Origin of the sequence: Sphingomonas sp. S6 (genome assembly GCF_043498045.1) — a bacterium.
Classification (GTDB): Bacteria; Pseudomonadota; Alphaproteobacteria; order Sphingomonadales; family Sphingomonadaceae; genus Sphingomonas.
This window is the reverse complement of the sequence record NZ_JBIEOE010000003.1, coordinates 95,180-115,753: the sequence shown is the minus strand read 5'-3', so window position 1 is coordinate 115,753 and position 20,574 is coordinate 95,180. Positions and strand designations below refer to the sequence as shown.

16 protein-coding genes are annotated in these 20,574 nt (G+C 67.8%); 11 read left to right on the top strand and 5 right to left on the bottom strand.

The features are described 5' to 3' along the window. The first annotated feature begins 17 nt into the window (after window positions 1–17). The 3 genes from ACGVWT_RS06120 (at window position 18) to ACGVWT_RS06110 (ending at window position 4,894) form a co-directional block, all read left to right on the top strand. Window positions 18–1,064, top strand: coding sequence for a homocysteine S-methyltransferase family protein (locus ACGVWT_RS06120; protein WP_116462102.1), 1,047 nt, complete (start codon window positions 18–20; stop codon window positions 1,062–1,064). 140 nt (window positions 1,065–1,204) lie between these two features. Further along, window positions 1,205–3,892 (top strand): methionine synthase, encoded by a 2,688-nt coding sequence (gene metH / locus ACGVWT_RS06115; protein WP_394425595.1) that lies wholly within the window; start codon window positions 1,205–1,207, stop codon window positions 3,890–3,892. Between the two features lie 126 nt (window positions 3,893–4,018). Further along, a complete protein-coding gene (locus ACGVWT_RS06110) occupies window positions 4,019–4,894 on the top strand; it encodes a cupin-like domain-containing protein (RefSeq protein WP_315461762.1) in 876 nt (291 codons plus the stop codon). 104 nt (window positions 4,895–4,998) lie between these two features. Here ACGVWT_RS06110 and ACGVWT_RS06105 read toward each other — a convergent pair whose 3' ends face one another. Further along, window positions 4,999–6,207 (bottom strand): cation:proton antiporter, encoded by a 1,209-nt coding sequence (locus ACGVWT_RS06105; protein WP_315461761.1) that lies wholly within the window; start codon window positions 6,205–6,207, stop codon window positions 4,999–5,001. A 201-nt stretch (window positions 6,208–6,408) separates the two neighbouring features. On the opposite strand from ACGVWT_RS06105, the gene ACGVWT_RS06100 reads away from it, so the two are divergent. Continuing rightward, entirely contained in the window at window positions 6,409–7,335 is a 927-nt protein-coding gene (locus ACGVWT_RS06100; RefSeq protein WP_315461760.1) for a right-handed parallel beta-helix repeat-containing protein, read from the top strand. Window positions 7,336–7,474: 139 nt separating this feature from the next. Here the strand turns inward: ACGVWT_RS06100 and ACGVWT_RS06095 are convergent, their stop codons facing one another. Both ACGVWT_RS06095 and ACGVWT_RS06090 read right to left on the bottom strand, forming a co-directional pair. Then, window positions 7,475–8,542: a sialidase family protein gene (locus ACGVWT_RS06095; RefSeq protein ID WP_315461759.1), complete on the bottom strand. Its 1,068-nt coding sequence runs from the start codon at window positions 8,540–8,542 to the stop codon at window positions 7,475–7,477. 143 nt (window positions 8,543–8,685) lie between these two features. Beyond that, window positions 8,686–10,383, bottom strand: coding sequence for an alkaline phosphatase family protein (locus tag ACGVWT_RS06090; protein ID WP_315461758.1), 1,698 nt, complete (start codon window positions 10,381–10,383; stop codon window positions 8,686–8,688). 61 nt (window positions 10,384–10,444) lie between these two features. On the opposite strand from ACGVWT_RS06090, the gene ACGVWT_RS06085 reads away from it, so the two are divergent. The 5 genes from ACGVWT_RS06085 to ACGVWT_RS06065 all read left to right on the top strand — a co-directional run bounded on the left by ACGVWT_RS06085 (window position 10,445) and on the right by ACGVWT_RS06065 (window position 17,363). After that, complete coding sequence (locus ACGVWT_RS06085) at window positions 10,445–12,472, top strand: protein-disulfide reductase DsbD (protein ID WP_315461757.1); 2,028 nt, start codon at window positions 10,445–10,447, stop codon at window positions 12,470–12,472. Window positions 12,473–12,601: 129 nt separating this feature from the next. Further along, window positions 12,602–14,101, top strand: a complete 1,500-nt coding sequence (locus tag ACGVWT_RS06080) for a circularly permuted type 2 ATP-grasp protein (RefSeq protein WP_315461756.1) — start codon at window positions 12,602–12,604, stop codon at window positions 14,099–14,101. Between the two features lie 190 nt (window positions 14,102–14,291). Further along, on the top strand, window positions 14,292–15,227 hold the full coding sequence (locus ACGVWT_RS06075) for an alpha-E domain-containing protein (protein ID WP_207771684.1): 936 nt from the start codon (window positions 14,292–14,294) through the stop codon (window positions 15,225–15,227). Continuing rightward, a complete protein-coding gene (locus ACGVWT_RS06070) occupies window positions 15,227–16,030 on the top strand; it encodes a transglutaminase family protein (RefSeq protein WP_241890880.1) in 804 nt (267 codons plus the stop codon). Before ACGVWT_RS06075 ends, ACGVWT_RS06070 begins: the two co-directional genes overlap by 1 nt. A gap of 367 nt (window positions 16,031–16,397) precedes the next feature. Beyond that, window positions 16,398–17,363 carry a cell wall hydrolase gene (locus tag ACGVWT_RS06065; protein WP_315461755.1) on the top strand — a complete coding sequence of 322 codons (966 nt, stop codon included), beginning with the start codon at window positions 16,398–16,400 and terminating at the stop codon, window positions 17,361–17,363. 6 nt (window positions 17,364–17,369) lie between these two features. Here ACGVWT_RS06065 and ACGVWT_RS06060 read toward each other — a convergent pair whose 3' ends face one another. Then, a complete protein-coding gene (locus tag ACGVWT_RS06060; protein ID WP_315461754.1) occupies window positions 17,370–18,161 on the bottom strand; it encodes an arginyltransferase in 792 nt (263 codons plus the stop codon). Between the two features lie 254 nt (window positions 18,162–18,415). On the opposite strand from ACGVWT_RS06060, the gene ACGVWT_RS06055 reads away from it, so the two are divergent. Then, entirely contained in the window at window positions 18,416–18,664 is a 249-nt protein-coding gene (locus ACGVWT_RS06055) for a hypothetical protein (protein ID WP_017977679.1), read from the top strand. A 113-nt stretch (window positions 18,665–18,777) separates the two neighbouring features. After that, the gene (locus ACGVWT_RS06050) at window positions 18,778–19,296 is read left to right on the top strand and encodes a hypothetical protein (RefSeq protein WP_315461753.1); all 519 of its coding nucleotides are present in this window, start codon (window positions 18,778–18,780) and stop codon (window positions 19,294–19,296) included. Window positions 19,297–19,299: 3 nt separating this feature from the next. Here the strand turns inward: ACGVWT_RS06050 and ACGVWT_RS06045 are convergent, their stop codons facing one another. Next, window positions 19,300–20,541 carry a threonine ammonia-lyase gene (locus ACGVWT_RS06045; RefSeq protein WP_315461752.1) on the bottom strand — a complete coding sequence of 414 codons (1,242 nt, stop codon included), beginning with the start codon at window positions 20,539–20,541 and terminating at the stop codon, window positions 19,300–19,302. Window positions 20,542–20,574 lie beyond the last annotated feature (33 nt).

Genomic DNA, 20,574 nt, shown 5'->3' with positions numbered 1-20,574 from the left:
ATGACGGGGTAATGGACATGACCATACGCGACACCTTCCTGGGCGAAGCCGCCAAGCGCATCCTGATCACGGACGGGGCGTTCGGCACCGAGATCCAGAACTGGAAGCTTTCGGAAGCCGATTATGCCGGCACGCTGGGCCTGTCCCACGACCAGAAGGGCAATAACGACATCCTGGCGCTGACCAAGCCCGAGGTGCCGGAGGCGATCCATCGCGCCTATTTTGAGGCGGGGGCGGATATCGCGGAGACCAACACCTTTTCGGCCAACCGGATCAGCCAGGCGGATTACGGCGCCGAGCATCTGGTGCGGGAGATCAACGTCGAGAGCGCGAAGCTCGCCCGCCGCATCGCGGACGAATTCCAGGCGAAGGATGGCCGCCCGCGCTTCGTCGCCGGCGCGATCGGGCCGACGAACAAGACGCTGTCGCTGAGCCCGGACGTCAACGATCCCGGCTATCGCGAGATCGACTTCGATTATCTGAAGGACGTGTACCGCGAGCAGATCGATGCGCTGGTCGAGGGCGGCGCGGACTTCATCCTGATCGAGACGGTGTTCGATACGTTGAACGCGAAGGCAGGGATCATGGCGACGCTGGACGCCGCCGAAGCGCTGGGCCGCGACCTGCCGCTGATGCTGTCGATGACGCTGACCGACCTTTCCGGGCGCAACCTGTCGGGCCATACGGTCGAGGCGTTCTGGCATGCGGTGCGGCATGCCAAGCCGGTGACGATCGGGTTGAATTGCTCGTTCGGGGCGGAGCAGCTGCGCCCGCACGTCAAGACGCTGAGCGAGACCTGCGACACGCTGATCATGGTCTATCCCAACGCCGGCCTGCCGAACGAACTGGGCGCCTATGACGAGGCGCCGTCAACGACCGCGGGGCTGGTCGGCGAATGGGCGAGCGCGGGGCAGGTCAACGTGCTGGGCGGCTGCTGCGGATCGACGCCGGCGCATATCAAGGCGATCGCGGAGATGGCGCGCGGGGTGACGCCGCGGACGATCCCGACGCCGCCGGTGCGGACGCGGCTGGCGGGCCTGGAGCCGTTTACGATGGCGGCGTGATCCCAATCCTCCCCGCCAGCGGGGAGGGGGACCATGCGCAGCATGGTGGAGGGGGTTCTCCACACACGATATCGCTGGTGGAGAGCCCCCTCCACCCCTCGGCTTCGCCGAGCGGTCCCCCTCCCCGCGAGCGGGGAGGATTGGAAGAAAAGACGATGACCAATTCCTCTGCCCAGTTCGTCAATATCGGTGAGCGCACCAACGTCACCGGATCGGCGGCGTTCAAGAAGATGATCATGGCGGGCGACTATACGCGCGCGGTCGAGGTCGCGCGCCAGCAGGTCGAGAATGGCGCGCAGGTGGTCGACGTCAACATGGACGAGGGGCTGCTCGACGCCGAGCATGCCATGACGACCTTCCTGAAGCTGATCGCCGCCGAACCCGATATTGCGCGCGTGCCGATCATGATCGACAGCTCTAAGTGGAGCGTGATCGAGGCGGGGCTGAAGTGCGTGTCCGGCAAGCCGATCGTCAATTCGATCAGCATGAAGGAAGGCGAGGAGGCGTTCCTTCACTATGCCCGCCGCTGCATGGCGTACGGCGCGGCGGTGGTCGTGATGGCGTTCGACGAGGTCGGCCAAGCGGACACCCAGGACCGCAAGGTCGAGATCTGCGCGCGCGCCTATGACCTGTTGATGGGCATCGGCTTTCCGCCCGAAGACATCATCTTCGATCCCAACATCTTCGCGGTGGCGACGGGGATCGAGGAGCATAACAATTACGGCGTCGACTTCATCGAGGCGTGCAAAGAGATCAAGGCGCGCTGCCCGCACGTCCATATCTCGGGCGGCCTGTCGAACCTGTCGTTCAGCTTCCGCGGCAACGAGCCGGTGCGCCGCGCGATGCATTCGGTGTTCCTGTACCACGCCATTCCGGCGGGCATGGACATGGGGATCGTCAACGCCGGCCAGCTCGACGTCTACGACACGATCGATCCCGAACTGCGCACCGCGTGCGAGGACGTCATCCTCAACCGCGATCCCGAGGCGGGCGACCGGCTGGTCGCGCTCGCCGAGCGGTTCCGGGGCACCGATGCCGTGGCGGAGAAGCAGGCGGCCGAATGGCGCAGCCTGCCCGTCGTCAAGCGGCTGGAATATGCGCTGGTGAAGGGCATCGACGCGCATGTCGTCGACGATACGGAGGAATGCCGCCAAGCGTTCGCGCGCCCGATCGAGGTGATCGAAGGCCCGCTGATGGACGGGATGAACGTCGTCGGCGACCTGTTCGGATCGGGCAAGATGTTCCTGCCGCAGGTTGTGAAATCGGCGCGCGTGATGAAGAAGGCGGTCGCACATCTGCTGCCCTTCATCGAGGCGGCGAAGGAGCCGGGCGCCAAGGGCAAGGGCAAGATTGTACTCGCGACCGTGAAGGGCGATGTCCACGATATCGGCAAGAACATCGTCGGCGTCGTGCTCCAGTGCAACGGATTCGAGGTGGTCGACCTGGGCGTGATGGTGCCGTGGTCGAAGATCCTGGAGGCGGCGAACGAGAATGACGCCGATATGATCGGCCTCAGCGGCCTCATCACGCCGAGCCTCGACGAGATGGTGACGGTGGCGGAGGAGATGAAGCGCGCCGGCATGTCGATGCCGCTGCTGATCGGCGGCGCGACGACGTCGAAGGTGCATACCGCGCTGCGCATCTCGCCCGCCTATGACGGGCCGATCGTCCATGTGCTCGACGCCAGCCGCGCGGTCGGCGTCGCGACGACCTTGGTCAGCGACACGCAGCGTGACGCCTATGTCGCGGGCGTCGCCGAAGATTACGAAAAGGTGCGGATCGCGCGCGCCAACAAGGGGCAGAACGACCTGCTGCCACTTGCCGAGGCGCGGGCGCGGGGGCTGAGCGTCGACATGGCGCTGAAGGCGCCGCCTGCCGCGCAGCCGGGCGTGCATGTGTTCGACGACTGGGACCTCGCCGACCTGCGCGAGTATATCGACTGGACGCCGTTCTTCCGCGCGTGGGAGCTTGCCGGCAACTTCCCGGCGATCCTGACCGACGACGTGGTCGGCGAGAGCGCGAGCAGCCTGTATGCGGATGCGCAGGCGATGCTCGACCGAATCGTCGGCGAAAAGTGGCTGACCGCGCGCGGCGTCGCCGGACTGTGGGCATGCCATCGTCACGACGACGACGTCTGGGTCTATACGCAGCATCGCGAGGCGCATCGCAGCCCCGATGGCGCGAGCATTCCCGAAGGCTTCCACATCCCGAACCTCGACCGCACCGACGAGGCGAGCGTGCGGCTGCCGTTCCTGCGCCAGCAGATCGCCAAGCGCGAGGGGCGCGCCAACATGTGCCTGGCCGATTTCATCGATCCAGCGGGCGACTGGATGGGCGGTTTTGCGGTCGGCATTCACGGGATCGAGCCGCATCTGGCGCGGTTCAAGGCGGATAACGACGATTACAACGACATCCTGCTGAAGGCGCTGGCGGATCGTCTGGCGGAGGCGTTCGCGGAACGGCTGCACGCGCATGTCCGTACCGACCTGTGGGGCTATGCGCCGGGCGAGCAGCTGACCAACGAGGCGCTGGTGCGCGAGCAATATCGCGGCATCCGGCCGGCACCGGGCTATCCCGCGTGCCCCGAACATTCGCTGAAGGTGACGCTGTTCAAGATGCTGGATGCGCAGGGCAATGCGGGGCTGGAACTGACTGACAGCTTTGCGATGCTGCCGACCGCAGCAGTGAGCGGCTTCTATTTCGGCCATGCGCAGGCGGAATATTTCGGCGTGGCGCGGATCGGTGAGGATCAGGTGGCGGATTACGCCACGCGGCGCGGCGTGCCGGTGGACCAGGCGACCCGCTGGCTGCGGCCGAATCTGGACTGAGGCATTCTCTAAGCTCCCCTCCCTTCCAGGGAGGGGATGGCTACCGGATTGTTAACCATTTCCCGATAGGCAGCGGCGAGGAAGGGTACGCCGGGCGTGCCCGTTTACGCCAGGGGACGTTGCCATATGTGCCTCCAGCTTCCACCCGTGCCGGGCAGTGTCGCGCTGCCGGGCTTCGCGCCGGTCGCCGCGGAGCGCGATGCGTGGCGGGTGCGGACGCGCCAGCGCCAGCAGGCGCTGAGCCCGGTGCTGACCGCGGTGCCGCGCATCCGCGGGCCGGTGTCGGCGGAAACGTTCCTCGACCTGTTCTATGCGCCGGGCATTCCGGTGGTGATCGAAGGGCTGGCGGCGAAATGGCCGGCGGTCCGCCAGTGGACGACCAAGAAAATGGCGCGCAAGGTGGGGTCGGCGGAGATCACCTATCAGGGCGGCCGCAACAGCGCCCCGGACTTTGAAATCGCCAAGACGCGCCACACCCGGACCATGCCGTTCGACGCCTATATCGACATGGTGACGAGCGCGCATACCGGCAACGACGCCTATATCACCGCCTATAACAACGTCGCCAATACGGTGGCGCTGCAGCCGCTGATGGGCGATTTCGGCCCGGTGCCGTTCCTGGACGAGCGGATCGGCAGCATCTGGATCGGGCCGAAGGGCACGTTCACGCCGCTGCACCACGATCTCAACAACAATCTGCTGGTGCAGCTGATGGGCACCAAGCGCCTGTTCCTGTTGCCGCCCGAAGAGACGTCGAAGCTCGCCAATACCGACTTCGTGTTCAGCGACGTCCACGACATCATGAGCGACGAGAAGGTGGCGCAATATCCCGAGGTGCTCTCGGCGCGCTGCTATCACGTCGATATCCACCCCGGCGATGCGCTGTTCATGCCGGTGGGCTGGTGGCACCAGGTGGAGGCGCTGTCGTTCAGCGCCATGCTGACCTACCACAATTTCATCTGGCCCAACGACGCGTTCCGGGATTTCCCGCCGAACCGGTGAGGGACACCAACGATATTTCGTCACCCCGGACGTGATCCGGGGGCTCGCTAGGGGCGGACGTCGAAGAAGCGGGATTCCGGCTCAAGGCCGGTATGACGGGGGCGCTAAAACCCCCGTTTTGCGAGGCCTGGGTTGCGGCGGAGCAGCGGGGCGACCATCGGGATGGTCAGCATCGTGCTGGCGACCGCCATCAGCAGCAGCGCGGTGAAGGTTTCGCTGGTGATGATCTTCTTGTCCAACAGGATGTTGACGAAGATGATCATGATCAGCGCCTTGGTCTGGAGCAGCCAGCCGATCGCGCTCGCATCGCCCTTGGGCCATTTGAGGATGCGGCCCGCCAGGTGAATGCCGGCGAGCTTGCCGCCGACCGACGCGGCGAGCAGCAGCGCGGCGACCGCGAACACCGATGCGCCGCCCATGCCCCATTGCGTCTTGAGGCCGGTCGACAGGAAATAGACGGGCATCACCGCGAGCAGGATGGTGCCGCGGAACCGGTCCATCCGCGCCTCGCCGAACCAATGCGCGTCGAGCACCGCCCCCGCCAGAAACGCGCCGACCATGAAGTGCAGGCCGGCCCAGTCGGCGGCGAAGGCGCAGAGTGCGAGCCAGATCAGGCCGACGTACCAGCGATCGTTTTCCGGCAGCGCGCGCAACAGCTTGCGGATCGCCCAGGTGGCGATGGCGAAGCCGACGAGGAAGCCCGCCTGCCGGCCGACGCGGTTCCAGTCGAGCAGGATCAGCGCGAGCACGCCCCAGATCGCGATATCGTCGAGGCTGGCGTAGCGCAGCACGCGCTGGCCCAGCGGCGCGCGCAGAATGGCGAGCTTTTCCATCAGCAGCACGAGGATGGGGAGCGCGGTAACGGCGCAGGCCATGCCGATGCCGAGCACCACCTGCCAGTTCGCGCCGCTCGGCCCGCGCCAGCCGGGGTAGCGCAGGATGACGACCGCGGCGAGGCTGCCCGCGATCAGCGGCACGCCCAAGGCGAGGCCGGCGGTGACGCCTGTCTCGCGCCGCCGCTTCCATGCTTCGCCAACGTCGAGTTCCAGGCCGGCGACCCAGACGAACAGCATCACCGACCACCAGGCGATGCCGTTCAGCGCCCCCATCGTCGCGGGCGCGAAGACGAAGGCGTAATAATCGGGGAAGATCGCGCCGAGGATGCCGGGCCCCAGCAAGATGCCGCCGATGATCTGCACGACGACCAGCGGCGCCCAATAATCGGTCCGCCCCAGGCGCCACACCGCATAGGGCAAGGTGAAGATGATCAGGATGGCGAGGAGGAACACCTCGGTCGCCGACATTGCGTGCATGATCTGACAATACCCCCCGGTGCAGCGTGTCCCCCGACGCGCTGCGGCACGGGTGTTGCCCACTCCCATCCGCGTCCGCAATGCTTTTCTGGCCCGCGGTGGGACAGGTCTTCCGTTCGCTAACCCCATGAAAGAGCGGGGCGATCCGTTAACCGCGATTGGCGCTGGCGTGGCGCGGGGACGGGCGGCAGGATTGCGGCCATGACCCGTGCCCTGATCGCGCTCGCCCTTGTCGCCAGCCCCGCCTTTGCCCAGCAGCAGGCGCCGTTCACCGTCGTCGAGACGGGGCAGGGCTTCACCGATCTGCAGGAGGCGGTGTCGTCGATCCGCATGGGGACGGGGACGATCCGCATCGCGCCGGGCGTCTATCGGCAATGCGCGGTGCAGCAGGGCGGGCGCATCACCTTCCGTGCCGCGCAGCCGGGCACCGCGATCTTCGAAAAGACCGCGTGCGAGGATAAGGCGGGGCTGGTGCTGCGCGGGCAGGGATCGACGATCGATGGCCTCGTGTTCCGTGGCTATCGCGTGCCGGACGGCAATGGCGCGGGTATCCGTACCGAAATGGGCGACCTGACCGTCACCAACTCCATGTTCCTCGACAGCCAGGAAGGCATCCTAGGCGGCGAGCCGACAGGTCAGCGCATCCGGATCGACCATGCGACCTTTTCGGGGCTGGGCCAGTGCGACGAGACGCCCGATTGCGCGCACAGCATCTACTTGGCCAATCGCGGGCAGGTGACGATCACCAATTCGCGCTTCGAACGCGGTCGCGGTGGGCATTACGTCAAGCTGCGCGTGCCGAATGTGACGATCAGCGACAACAGCTTCGACGATACGGCGGGGCAGAAGACCAATTACATGATCGATTTGCCGGAGGGCGCGCGGGGGCTGATCACGCGCAATACCTTCGTGCAGGGAAGAGCCAAGGAGAACCACAGCGGCCTGATCGTCGTGGCGGCCGAAGCGAAGACCTACCCGTCCGCGGGGCTGCGGATCGAGGGCAATGACGCGCGGCTGGCGCCGGGGGCGCCGACCAATCCGGCGTTCGTCGCGGACCTGAGCCACGAGCGGCTGGCGGTGGGCGCGAACCGGCTGGGGCCGGGGATCCGGATGTTCGAGACGCGGTGAGGGCGGGCGCCCGACGACCGCAAGCGTCATGCCAGCGTAGGCTGGGATCTCGTGATTGTCTGGCGGTGCAGGAGCCGCGGGAGATCCCAGCCTTCGCTGGGATGACGATGAGGCGGGGTTGGTTGGGGGCGGAGAGCCGCTACTTCAGTTGCTTCGGGTCCACCACGACGTAGCGGATGCGGGTGCGGTTCCAGGTGTAGGTGATGTGGACCAGGCCGTCGCGGGTTTGGATGACGGCGGGATAGGCGTAGCCGTCGGGCATCGGCTTCGATTCCAGCGTCAGCGCTTTATGCCATTCGACGCCGTCCGCCGACAGGCCGATGTTGAGCGGCCAGCGCGGGCCGTCGCCGGGCGTGTCGGGGCGGTGCGCGGCGTGGTTGTAGATGATGAGCTGGCGCCCATCCTGCAGCGTCACCGCATCGGTGCCGGCATTGGGATTGGGGAGATCGATCGCGGCGAGCGGTGACCAGCTCTTGCCGTCGTCCTTCGACCAGCTCATCGCCAGCGCGCCCTGGCGGGTGCGGGCGATCAGTTCGAGGCGGCCGTCGGGGTAGCTCAGCACGCTCGGCTGGATCGCCTCGATATTCATCGGCGAGGGGATTTCCGCCTCCGTCTGCCACGTCTTGCCGCTATCGGCGGAGCGTTCCATCTTGAGGAACCAGCGGTTCTTTTCGGGCGTGCCGACTTCGCGGCTGGACGGCGCGAGCCAGCTGCCGTCGCGCGTCACGAACATCTTGTTCTTGATCGGGCCGAGGATGCCGTCGGGCAGGCGCGTCGGCGCGCTCCAGTGGCGGCCGCCGTCGGTCGAGGTGATGACCATGCCCCACCAGTCGCGCGGGTTGGGGCCGATCTTGTAGAACAGATGGAGCGGCTGGCCCGCGGGCTGGAACAGCACCGGGTTCCAGGTGGGGTAGAGCTTGCCGTCCGCGCCCCGGCCATCGGCGACCGCGACGGGCTTGTCCCAGCCCTTCGCGGTGTGGCGGGCGAACCAGATCTTCACGTCCGGCCGGCTTTCGCCGCTGCCGCCGAACCAGGCGGCGGCGAGGGTGCGGTCGGGGAGTTCGACGATCGTCGAGGCGTGTGCTTGGGGATAGGGCGGGGCGGCGTCGATGAATTGCGATTGCAGGATGGGGCTGGGCTGCGCCGCGGCGGGGGTGGCGAGCGCCGCGACGGTCGCGATGGCGATCGACAGGCGTCCCACCCACATCGTCACCCCGGACTTGGTCCGGGGTCCGCCGGGCCGCAAGGGCAGCGCGCGAGCCTCCAGCCGTCCCCCTCGCCGCGGAGTGGACCCCGGAACGAGTCCGGGGTGACGGGGGGTGTGGGGCAAGGGGTGCGGCAGATCGTGCGTCATCGTGCGCAGGTATCGCCGGTGCCGGGGTCGAGGTCCAGACAGCGGCCGTCGAGGCCCTTTACCGGCAAGTGGATCGTCGCGGCGAGCGTCGGCGCGATGTCGACCGTTTCCACCGACAGCGGCTGTTCGAAGCCGGCGATGCCCTTGCGCCAGAACAGGATCGGCACGCGGCGGTCGTAATCCCAGGGGCTGCCGTGGGTTTCGATGTAGCCTTCCTTCGGCTCCTCGATCGTCGTCACCCGCGGCTTTAGCAGGACGAGCAGGTCGCCCGACACGTCCGGGTTGAACGAGGCACGCGCGCGCTCGATCAGCGTCCAGTTTTCGGGTGGCGTGGTGGCGAAGGGCGTGGCGCCGATCTGCGCGCGGGTGAAGGCGCCGGCGACCTGCGGCATGGCGGCGAAGCGCTTCTGCGCCTCGGCCAGCACGCGCGGGCGCAGCGCGGCGGGCAGATCCTTGCCGAGATAGACGTCGCCCTCCGCGCCGACCAGCGCAGGCACGGTGAGGCCGAACTCGCGCATCAGCGCGGCATTCACCACCTTGATCGAGGCGTCGCCGGAGACATGCTCCTCCATCGGCATCGCATGCTGCTGCTGGCGTTCGGTCATGTCGTGCGCGCCGTGATCGGCGGTCAGCACGACCTCGTAATCGATGCCCCAGCTGTCGAGCGTGTTGAGGAAGCTGCCCAACGTGTGATCGAGCTGGTCCATCTGGATGCACATTTCGGTGCCCTGCGTGCCGAGCGCATGGCCGATATAATCGGTCGCCGAGGCGCCGATATCGATGATGTCGGTCTGCGGCCCCTTGCCGAGGCCCATGTCCTGGATCAGCCCCGCGGCGATCGCGAACACCGCGGCATCGCTGGCGGGCGAGACGCGGAAGCCCTTGAGGTCGCCCGCCGCCCGCGCGAAGCGGCCCTGGCCGTAGACCTTGCCCGCCACCGTGATCGGCCGGTCGAGCGCCTGGCAATAAGAGGGCAGCGGCAGCGGTTCCTGGGGCTTGGCGACCAGCGCCGCCACGGCGTCGCGGCCGCGCTGTACGGCGCGGGGCACGGGCCGGCCGGCGTAGGTGGAATAGGTCTTTCCGTCCCACCACCACAGTTCATCGACCTTGTGGCCGCCCATCATCACCGCGGCGCGATCCTTGCCGGCGACCGAGACGACGCGGGTGCGCGGATCGGCGGCCTTCATCATCTCGCCGAGCGTCGGCACCTTCAGATGCTTGTCGCTGACGACATAATGTTCGTGATCGGTGCCGGGGACGGTTTCGTCCTCGGTGCAATAGACGATCTTGTCGGCGCGCGCGATGCCCTGCTCGACCCAGTTGTTGGCGACGATGCCGGTGTGCGCCGGGCGCATGCCGGTGAGGATCGTCGAATGGCCGGGGCACGTCTCGGTCGCGGCATGGCTCTGATAGCCCGACGGGAAGACGACGCCGGTCAGCAGGCGCGCGAAGCCTTCGGTGAAGTGGTTGCGATATTGCTGGAACAGGTCGGCGGAGAATTGGTCGACCGAGATGGCGACGATCAGCTTCGGCGGCGTCTTGGGCGCGGTGCTGGTCGCGCCGGGAGCGGGGGCGGACGTCGGGATGCGGGGCGCGGGGCTCGGTTCGGGGCGAAAGCCCGGCGCGGGCGCGGTTTGAGCGATCGCCGGCGCGGCGGCGGTGGCGAACAGGGCGGCGGCGATCAGCGCTTTCATCGAGGGTACTCGTGTTACGAAACCGCCGCCGCTATGACGGGCGGCGATGGATCGGGCAAGAATGGGCGAGCCGCGAACGGCGGTGATGGCGATGCGCGCGCTGTGTTGCGCGCTGATGACGATTCTGGCGAGCCTGTGGGCGATGCCGGCGACGGCGGACCTCGCCCCCGCCGGCGGCGCGCCGCACCTTGCCATGCAGCTGGTGCCGGAGAGCGACAGTCCGCGGGCCGGCCAAGCGCTGACGATCGCGATCGCGACGCAGCCCGAAAAGGGCTGGCACGGCTATTGGCGCAACCCGGGCGATGCGGGGTTCGCGCCCGCGCTGCAATGGACGCTGCCCAAGGGCGTGACCGCTGCGCCCGACCTGCAATGGCCGGTGCCCTCGACGCTCGTCGTCGCGGGGCTGATGAATTACGTGTACGAGGCGCCCTATGCGCCGCTCGCGACGCTGCGGGTGCCGGCGGGGCTGGCCAAGGGCACCAAGCTGCCGGTGCGGCTGGCGATCAACTATCTCGTCTGCACCGATACGATCTGCGTGCCCGAGGCGCAGGCGCTGAGCCTGGACCTCACGATCGGGGACGGTGCACCGTCGCATGGCGCGGACTTCGACCGCTGGCGCGCGGCGATCCCCAAGCCGCTGGATGCCGCCGCGACCTATCAGGTGAAGGACGGCAAGCTGGTGATGAGCGTGCCGCTGCCCGCCGCGGCCAAGGTCTCCGACGTCGCCTTCTTCCCCTACGGTCCCGACATGGTGAAATATGCGGCGCCGCAGAGCGTGACGCGCGATGGCGACCGGTTGCTGCTGACCACCGAGGGCGCGCCGAAGGGCGACATTGCGGGTGTGCTGCGCATCGGCCGCGACCTGGGGCTGAGCGTGACCGCCAAGCCCGGCGTGGTGGCCTCACCCGACGATCGCAGCGGCTGGATGGCGGCGCTGCTCGCCTTTGCCGGCGCGGTGCTGGGCGGGCTGATCCTGAACGTGATGCCGTGCGTGTTCCCGATCCTGAGCCTGAAGGCGCTGCACCTGGCACGCGGCGGATCGGACGAGCGCGCGGCGCGGATCGATGCGCTGGGCTATATGCTGGGTACGGTGCTGATGTGCGTCGGGCTGGGGGCGCTGATCCTGGCGCTGCGGGCGGGCGGGTCGGCGGTCGGCTGGGCGTTCCAGTTGCAGGACCCGCGTATCGTCGTGCTGCTGATCGCGCTGACCTTTGCGATCACGCTGAACCTCGCCGGGCGGTTCGAGGTGCCGGTACCCGCCTTCGCCAGCCATGGCGGGGCGGCGGGATCGATCGCGACCGGAGCGCTCGCCGCCTTCGTCGCGACGCCGTGCAGCGGGCCGTTCATGGGCGCGGCGCTGGGGGCGGCGCTGGTGCTGCCGTGGCCGGCGGCGCTCGCGGTGTTCGCGGGGCTGGGGCTGGGGCTGGCGCTGCCGTTCCTCGCCATCGGCTTCGTGCCGGCGCTGCGACGGCGGTTGCCCAAGCCGGGCCTGTGGATGGAACGGTTCCGCCGCGTGCTGGCCGTGCCGATGGCGCTGACGGTGCTGGCGCTGTTGTGGCTGGCGTGGCGGCAGGCGGGGACGATGGGGCTGGCGCTGGGCCTCGCCACGCTGGTGGCGACGGGCGTGATCCTGAGCCTGGGCGGCACGCGGCAGCGGCGGGGCGATGGCTTCGGCTGGGCGCTGGCTTTGGCGGCGCTGGTGGTGCCGGCGGGACTGGCGGCGGCGCTGACCGGCGGGGCGGTGAAGCCCGCGCATACCGGCGGCGATGCGTTCAGCGAGGAACGGCTGGCGAGCCTGCGCAAGCAGGGGCGGCCGGTCTTCGCCTATTTCACTGCGGACTGGTGCCTGTCGTGCAAGGTCAACGAAGCCTCGTCGATCGACACGAACGCGACGCGCGCGGCATTCGAGCGCAACAATGTCGCGGTGCTGGTGGGCGACTGGACCGATGGCGATCCGGCGCTGGGGCGGTTCATCCAGGCGCATAACCGCGCGGGCGTGCCGTTGTATCTTTACTATGCACCGGGGGCGAGCGAGCCGCGGGTGTTGCCGCAGGTGCTGACGCCGGGGATGCTGGCGGAGCTTAAGTAACCCTCCTCCCTGGCGGGGGGGACTTGGCAGATTCTTCCCTGTGGAACTGGTTGAATATTCCCCTCTTGTGCGGCGCAGCGATTCCTCGCAGCATGGAACCGAAGCTGGCAGGGGGGCTTTATCGTTCCGATGGGGAAACGACCGGCGTTCGACGAGATCATGGGGCAGCACGGCGATACGCCGCCGCGGCCCGAACTAGCAGCCTTGGGCACGTGGCTCGCCGATACCCCGGATGACGATCTGCGCCGTCGCCAGCAGGCGGCGGAAAATACGTTCCGCCAATTGGGCATCACCTTCGCCGTCTATGGCGACACCGACACGCGCGAACGGATCATCCCGTTCGACATCGTGCCGCGCGTCTTTCTGCACGACGAATGGGCGCGCCTGTCGGAAGGACTTGTGCAGCGGGTCGAGGCGATCAACGCCTTCCTCGACGACATCTATGGCGAACGCCGGATCCTGAAAGAGGGCGTGCTGCCCGCCGACCTGATCTTGGGCAACCCGCAGTTCCGGCCCGAAATCGCCGGCATGCGCCCGCCGCACGGCATCTGGGCGCATATCTGCGGCATCGACTTGGTGCGCACCGGGCCAGATCAGTTCTTCGTGCTGGAGGACAATGCGCGCACGCCGTCGGGGGTGAGCTACATGCTCGAAAACCGCGAGGCGATGGTGCGGCTGTGCCCCGAGCTGTTCCGCGAATATCGCGTCGAGCCGGTCGACAGCTATCCCGACCGCCTGCTCCAGACGATGAAATCGGTGGCGCCACCGGGGCGTGGCAGTCAGCCGGTGTGCGTCGTGCTGACGCCGGGCCATTACAATTCCGCCTATTACGAGCACAGTTTCCTTGCCGATTCGATGGGGATCGAGCTGGTCGAGGCGGCCGATCTGGTGGTCGACGACGATCGCGTCTGGATGCGGACGATCGCAGGCCGCGTGCAGGTGGACGTGATCTATCGCCGGATCGACGACGATTTCCTCGATCCACTGGTCTTCCGCCCCGATTCGATGCTGGGCGTGCCGGGGCTGATCGCCGCCTATGCCGCGGGCAATGTCGCGATCATCAACGCGCCAGGCAACGGCATCGCCGACGACAAGGCGATCTACAGCTATATGCCGGAGATCGTCCGCTTCTATTCGGGCGGCGAGGCGAAACTGCCCAATGTCGAGACGTGGCGGTGTCGCGAGCCAGAGGCTTTGTCCTACGTGCTCGATCACCTCGACGAGGTGGTGGTGAAGCTGGTCGACGGGTCGGGCGGCTATGGCATGCTGGTCGGCCCGACCGCGACCAAGGCGGAGATCGAAGCGTTCCGCGCGGCGCTGATCGCCGAGCCGCACCGCTATATCGCGCAGCCGACGCTGGCGCTGTCGACCGTGCCGACGCTGACCGATGCGGGCGTCGCGCCGCGGCATGTCGATTTCCGCCCTTTCGTACTGACCGGATCGTGCGGGGTGCAGGTGGTGCCGGGCGGCCTGACGCGCGTCGCGTTGAAGGAGGGGTCGCTGGTCGTCAATTCGAGCCAGGGCGGCGGGACGAAGGACAGTTTCGTGCTGATGGCGGAAGAGACGCCGCGGCTGGGGCAGACGCAGACGATGGGTGGCATGACGCAGAGCCAGGGGGGCGGGGCATGAGTGTGTCGCACCATTACCCACGAACCCTCCGTCACCCCGGACTCGTTCCGGGATCCACCGGGCCGCGGGGGCAGCGCCTGAGCCTCCAGCCATCCCCCTCGCAGCGGAGTAGACCCCGGAACGAGTCCGGGGTGACGGGGAGCGTGGGGCAGGTGTCGCGTGCTATGCTGGCTGGGGAGCGCGCCGCATGATGCTCTCTCGCACCGGCGCGTCGCTCTACTGGCTGGGCCGCTATCTTGAGCGCGCGGATTTCATCGCGCGGTTGATCGAGGCGACCGTGCGGCTGGACGTCATGTCGTCGCGGCCGGCGGGGGAAATCGCCTGGTCGTCGGCGCTTGCCGTCACCGAAACCGAAGAGGCGTTCGCGGCCAGCGGGGCCGCACTGCGGCAGACCGACGTGGTCCGCTTCCTGACCGTCGATACCAGCCACCCGGGTTCGGTCGTCCGCTGCCTCGACCGGGCGCGCGACAATGCCAAGGCGGTGCGCACCGCGCTGAGCCGCGAGGCGTGGACCGCGATCAACCGCGCCTGGCTGGTGTTCGAAAACCGCAACCAGGTGGGCGACACCGCGCAGACGCTGAGCCTGGTCGAGGCGGTGAAGAACGAGACGCGGGGGTTCGAGGGCGCGGTGCACCAGATGCTGCGCAACCAGTCGCACTGGTTCATCCGGCTGGGTCAGGCGGTGGAGCGCGCCGACAACACCGCGCGGTTGCTCGACGTCAAATACCATATCCTGCTGCCCGAGGGCGAGGCGGTGGGCGGCGTGGTGGATCGCGACCAGTGGACGACGATCCTGCAGACCGTGTCCGCCGTCACCGCCTATCGCTGGCTCTATTCGGATGGGCTGACGCCGGCGAACGTCATCGACCTGCTGATCGCCAACCGCGATCTGCCGCGCAGCCTGCTCGCCTCTGCCGAGACGACGGTCGATCTGCTCGGGCTGCTCGCCGAGCGCACCGGCGCGCATGGCGAGGCGGACCGGATGGCGCGGATGCGCGCCGCGCGGCTGGGGCGGACGCGGTCAGGTGAGGTGATTGCCAGCGGGCTTCACCAATATCTGCAAGCCTTCATCCGCGAAAACGGCCAGTTGCACGAGGCGATCGGCCGCCAGTTCCGGTTCGGCTGATGCGCCTTTCGATCGACCACCGCACCGTCTATCGCTTCACCGAGCCGCAGAGCCGGCTCGTCCAGATGCTGCGCATGACGCCCGAAAACAGCCATGACCAGACGGTGGCGCGCTGGCGGATCGATGTCGATCACGATGCGACGATGCGGCGCGGGCGCGACGGCTTCGGCAATGCGGTGACGATGCTGTACGTCGAAGGGCCGCTGCTCGACATCGAGATTGCGGTGCGCGGCGAGGTGTTGACCAGCCATTCCGACGGCGTGGTGCGCGGCGTCAACGAGGTGTTGCCGCCCGCGGTGTTCCTGCGCGCGACCGATGCGACGCCGCGCGATCCTGCGATCGCCGCCTATGCGCGCGAGGCGGTGGCGGGTGCGGACGGCGTGATCGCGCAACTGCATCGGCTGAACCATGCGTTCCATGGCCGCTTCGCGCTCGACCGGCGGCGGCCGGAGGCGGGGCTGAGCGCGGCGGTGGCGTTCACGCGCGAGGCGGCGACATCGCGCGATCTGGCGCAGATGTTCGCGGTGGCGGCGCGCAGTCTCGACATTCCGGCGCGCTATGTGTCGGGGTATAGCATCGTCGAAGGATCGCTGCGCCCGACGCCGCATGGCTGGGCGGAGGCGCATGTGCCCGGGCTGGGCTGGGTAGGGTTCGATCCCTGCACGGGGCGCTCGCCGCAGGAGGAAAGCGTCCGCGTCGCGGCGGCGCTGGATGCGGCGGGCGCGGCGCCAGTGGCGGGATCGCGGCTGGGGGAGGGCGAGGAAGAGCTGGACGTCGCGGTGAAGGTGTCGGCGGCGCAATAGTTGCGCGTGCGTTTTTTCGCGCGGGCGGGATGCATGTCCGCTGACGGCGGGACTTGATTCGAGACGGTAGCGCGTCTGGATTCCCGCCTGCGCGGGAATGACGATTTGGGGGGGGGCGTTTCGCGCATCCTCTTCGTCATCCTTGTGGACGCCGAAATCCACGGGGCCAGAACGCCGGTTGGCGGGTGATGCGGCAAGGACATCGCATCCATGGATTCCGGCCTGCGCCGGGATGACGGAGGGGGGCATCCGTGACCATCACCGCCCGTCACAAACGCAGTTAACCGGATCACAACTCCGCGGGCGCTAGGCGGGCAGCGTGGGGTATGTCCGCATCTCGAGGCTGCGATACGCATGGGTTGGCGTGATGCTGGTCAGCGCTGCGTCGTGCGTGCCGCCGCGACAAGGCGTCGACCGCGTGTCGCAAGCGGTGCCGCCGCCGACGCCGCGGCAGTTGCTGCGCGATCTGGCGCTCGACGTGCCGGGCGATCTGCCGGGGCTCGCCGGGCTGCCCGCGAGCCTGCGCGATGCGGTGGACGGCGACGATGCCGCCGCGGCGGTGGCGACGCAGGCCGCGCCGCCCTTCCTCGCGCAGATGCAGAGCCAGGAGGATGCGGCGCGCGCCACCGACTGCCTGACCGCCGCGGTCTATTATGAGGCGCGGTCCGAACCCGTCGATGGCCAGCGTGCCGTCGCGCAGGTGGTGCTGAATCGCGTGCGCGATCGTGCCTTTCCGCACAGCGTCTGCGGCGTGGTGTTCCAGGGATCGACGCGGCGCACGGGGTGCCAATTCTCCTTCACCTGCGACGGATCGATGGCGCATCGCCGCGAACCCTATGCCTGGGCGCGGGCGCGCAGCGTGGCTGAGGCGGCACTGGCGGGCAACGTCTATGCGCCGGTGGGTGGCGCGACCTTCTACCACACCGATGCGATCCTGCCGTGGTGGGCGTCCAGCCTGACGCGGATCGGGTCGGTCGGCGCGCATATCTTCTATCGCTGGCGTGGCGCCATGGAGAGCGCGCTCAGCTTCCGCGCGGCCTATGCGGGCGTCGAGCCGGGCGTGGTCGCGGGCGGGGGCGACGGCGGTGCGCAGCCGCAGGTCGCGACGCTGTACCGCGACAGTCAGGACGATCGCGGCGTCACGGTGCATCGCGGCCGGATGACGCCGGTGGCGAGCGTCGCCGAGGCGCCCGCGACCGGTGCCGCCACGGCCGATGCGCCTGCCCCACGGATGATGATCGCGGCGGGCGTTCGCGTGCATCGCGGCAGCGAAGCGCCGCGGCGCCTGGTCACCGAGGGCGCGGTGATCGGCGCCGAATCCGACCCGACCTGATCCGCGTCAGGCGACCGCCATCGTATCGGGCAGTGACGGCGGCGCGAGTTCCTCGTCGGTCAATGCACGCCAGCCGTTGGGGCCGAGCATCTCGATCGGGCGATAGCGCGTCTTATACGCCATGCGCGCCGACCCCTTCACCCAATAGCCGAGGTAGACATACGGCAGGCCGCTGTCCCGCGCGCGCAGGATATGGTCCATGATGATGTAATTGCCGAGGCCCGGCCGCGCGGTCGCCGGATCGTCGCCATCCGCATCGAAGAAGCTGTAGATCATCGACAGCCCATCCGCCTGCCGATCGGTGAGGCAGGCACCGACCAACTGGCCGCGCACGCCCCCGACCGAGGGGGTGCGATATTCGATAACGTGCGAATTGACCGGGGAATGCTCGACCATGTCGGCATAATCCTCTTCGTCCATCCCCGCCATGCCGCCGCCTGGATGACGCGCGCCGAGATAGCGGCGCAGCAGCTGGAACTGTTCGTCGGTCGCCCAGGGGCGGCAGGCGCTGACCTCCAGATCCTCGTTGCGGCGAAGGAGCTTGCGCTGCGTCGCATTGGGCACGAATTCGTCGGTGACGACGCGCACCGACACGCAGGCGGCACAACCGGCGCACGAGGGGCGATAGGCGACGCCCTGCGACCGGCGAAAGCCGATGCGGCCGAGCGCGTCGTTCAGCTCGGCAGCGTGCGGGCCGGACAATTCGGTGAAGACCTTCCGCTCCTGCCGGCCCGGCAGATAGGGGCAGGGCGCGGGCGTGGTGACGAAGAAGCGCGGAAAGCGAAAAGGCGCAGTCACCGCCGGCAAACCCCCGAAGCAGACAGGCGCATCATACGCCGCGGCGACATATGAATCACCCCGTCCGTCCTGAAAAGCGGCTTTACCATCAAAGAAGGTTAATCGGCGGCAGAGAGTCTTTCCAGCACTGACCATTGGTCCGATCCGGGACATTGGGTGCGCATATTGCGCTGCACCCATATTGCTGCGGTGCGGGAACTTCAGTCCGAATGGGACGTTGGCCTCGTCCCTAGGTGTAACTTCGGAGTTGACTGATGACCAAGATTGCAGGCTCGCTCGCCGCGCTCGCGCTGACCACCGCCTCGATCGCCACGCCGGCGTTCGCGGCTCCCGTGAACCCCGCCGCGTCGCTGTCGGTCGCCAAGTCGGTTCGCGCCAGCGCCCCGTCGGCGCAGAAGAACAAGCTCGCCGGTGGCGGCCTGCTCGCCGCGATCATCGCCGCCAGCGTGGTGGCGATCGGTGTCGTCGCGATCGTCGATGACGGCAATTCCGACAGCAACTGAGCTTTCGCTCAGCTGCAAAGCGGGGGTCGCGCCATGACGCGGCCCCTTTTTTGTGTCACGTTCACCGAAGACGTTCGGCGACACGCATCGTTGTAGCGGGATGCGGGGCGTTTGTGATCCGTCTGATCGGGGGGGGGGGAATCATGCCGGCATTTTGGGTTATCGCACTGGCGCTGTCGATGCCGACACCTGCGCAAGCGGTTACGCCCCCCGAGACGTGCACGTTGCTGCAAAAGGCCTATCGAATATCGACAGGCGAAGGGCACGACACCGATCTGTCGACGGTCGGACCTGCAAAGACGGACCCGTCGCCTCTGGCGAAGTATAGGCCGGAATTCCGAAGCTATACCGGCTTGACCCCCGGCGAGTTTGCGGACCTGCAGGCCAACGAGGCGGCGGCTGTGTCCCCCGGTTTCGTCCCGCAGTGCGCATGGGACAAAGACGACTCCGTGGGGGAGAAGAGCGGCTATGCGGTTGCGTTCAGCGCTCCCATCCTGTCGACCGATCGCCGCATCGCTCTGGTGGAAGTGTCTTACAGCAAAGGTATTTCCGCCCACGGGGGCCTGTGCATCATGCGGCTTTCGCCCGCAGGATGGAACGGACGCTGCATAAATGCGTGGAGTATCCGCTAGCTCCTACGCCTGCTCTACCATGCTCGTTTCGAAGCCGCCTTCGCGTAGGGCGGCGATCAGGCAGTTGAGGTGGTCGCGGTCGCGGGCTTCGCATTCGATGTCGGTGACCAGGCCCTTCGCCGGCAACGAGGTGAAGATGCGCTGGTGATAGACTTCGATGATGTTGACGCGCTGTGCGTCGAAGATGCGCGCGACATTGTAGAGCGCGCCGGGCTGGTCCTGCAGCCGCACGCGCAGGCGGGCGAGGCGGCCCGACCGGGCGAGGTCGCGGAGCAGCACGTTGGCGAGGAGGCGCGTGTCGATATTGCCGCCGCATAGCACGATGCCGACGGTGCGGCCCTTGAACCGCTCCGGATAGGCCATCAGCGCGGCGAGGCCGGCGGCGCCTGCTCCCTCGACCACCGTCTTTTCGATCTGGAGCAGGAGGCTGACCGCCTCTTCCAGATTGCGTTCGCCGACCAGCACGATGTCGTCGACCAGCTCGGCGACCATGCGCGAGGTGATGCCGCCGGGCTCCTTCACCGCGATACCCTCGGCCAGCGTGTCGCCAGCGCAGGGCAAAGCGGTGCCGCGGATGCGATTGTACATCGAGGGAAAGAGTTCGGCCTGTACGCCGATCACCTCGATCGGATGGTCCGCCGCGCGCGCGACGACGCTGTTGCCCGAGATGAGCCCGCCGCCGCCGATCGGGATCAGCAACGTATCGAGGCTCGGCACGTCCTCCAGCATCTCGACCGCGACGGTGCCTTGGCCGGCGATGACGCGTGGGTCGTCGAACGGGTGAACGAAGGTGACGCCGCACTCCGCCTCCAGCACGCGGGCATGGGCATAGGCCGCATCGAACGTGTCGCCTTCCAGCACCACCTTGGCCTTGTGGCCTTCGGTCTGCGTCACCTTCACCGTCGGTGTGGTGCGGGGCATCACGATCGTAGCAGGGATGCCGAGGCGGTTGGCGTGATAGGCAAGGCCCTGCGCATGATTGCCGGCCGAGGCGGCGATGACGCCCTTCGCGCGCGCTTCCGGCGACAATTGCAGCAGCGTGTTGAGCGCACCGCGCTCCTTGTACGCCGCGGTGAACTGCAGATTCTCGAACTTCAGGAACACCGTGGCGCCGGTCATCTCGCTCAGCGTCTTGCTGATCAGCGTCGGCGTGCGGACGATGGCGTCGCGAATGCGGGCGTGGGCGGCGTACACATCGTCGATGGAGACGGGGAGCGAGGCGGTGTCGGCAGGGTTCGTGGCCATGGCGCCGAGCTAGACCATCTGGTGCGGCGGGGG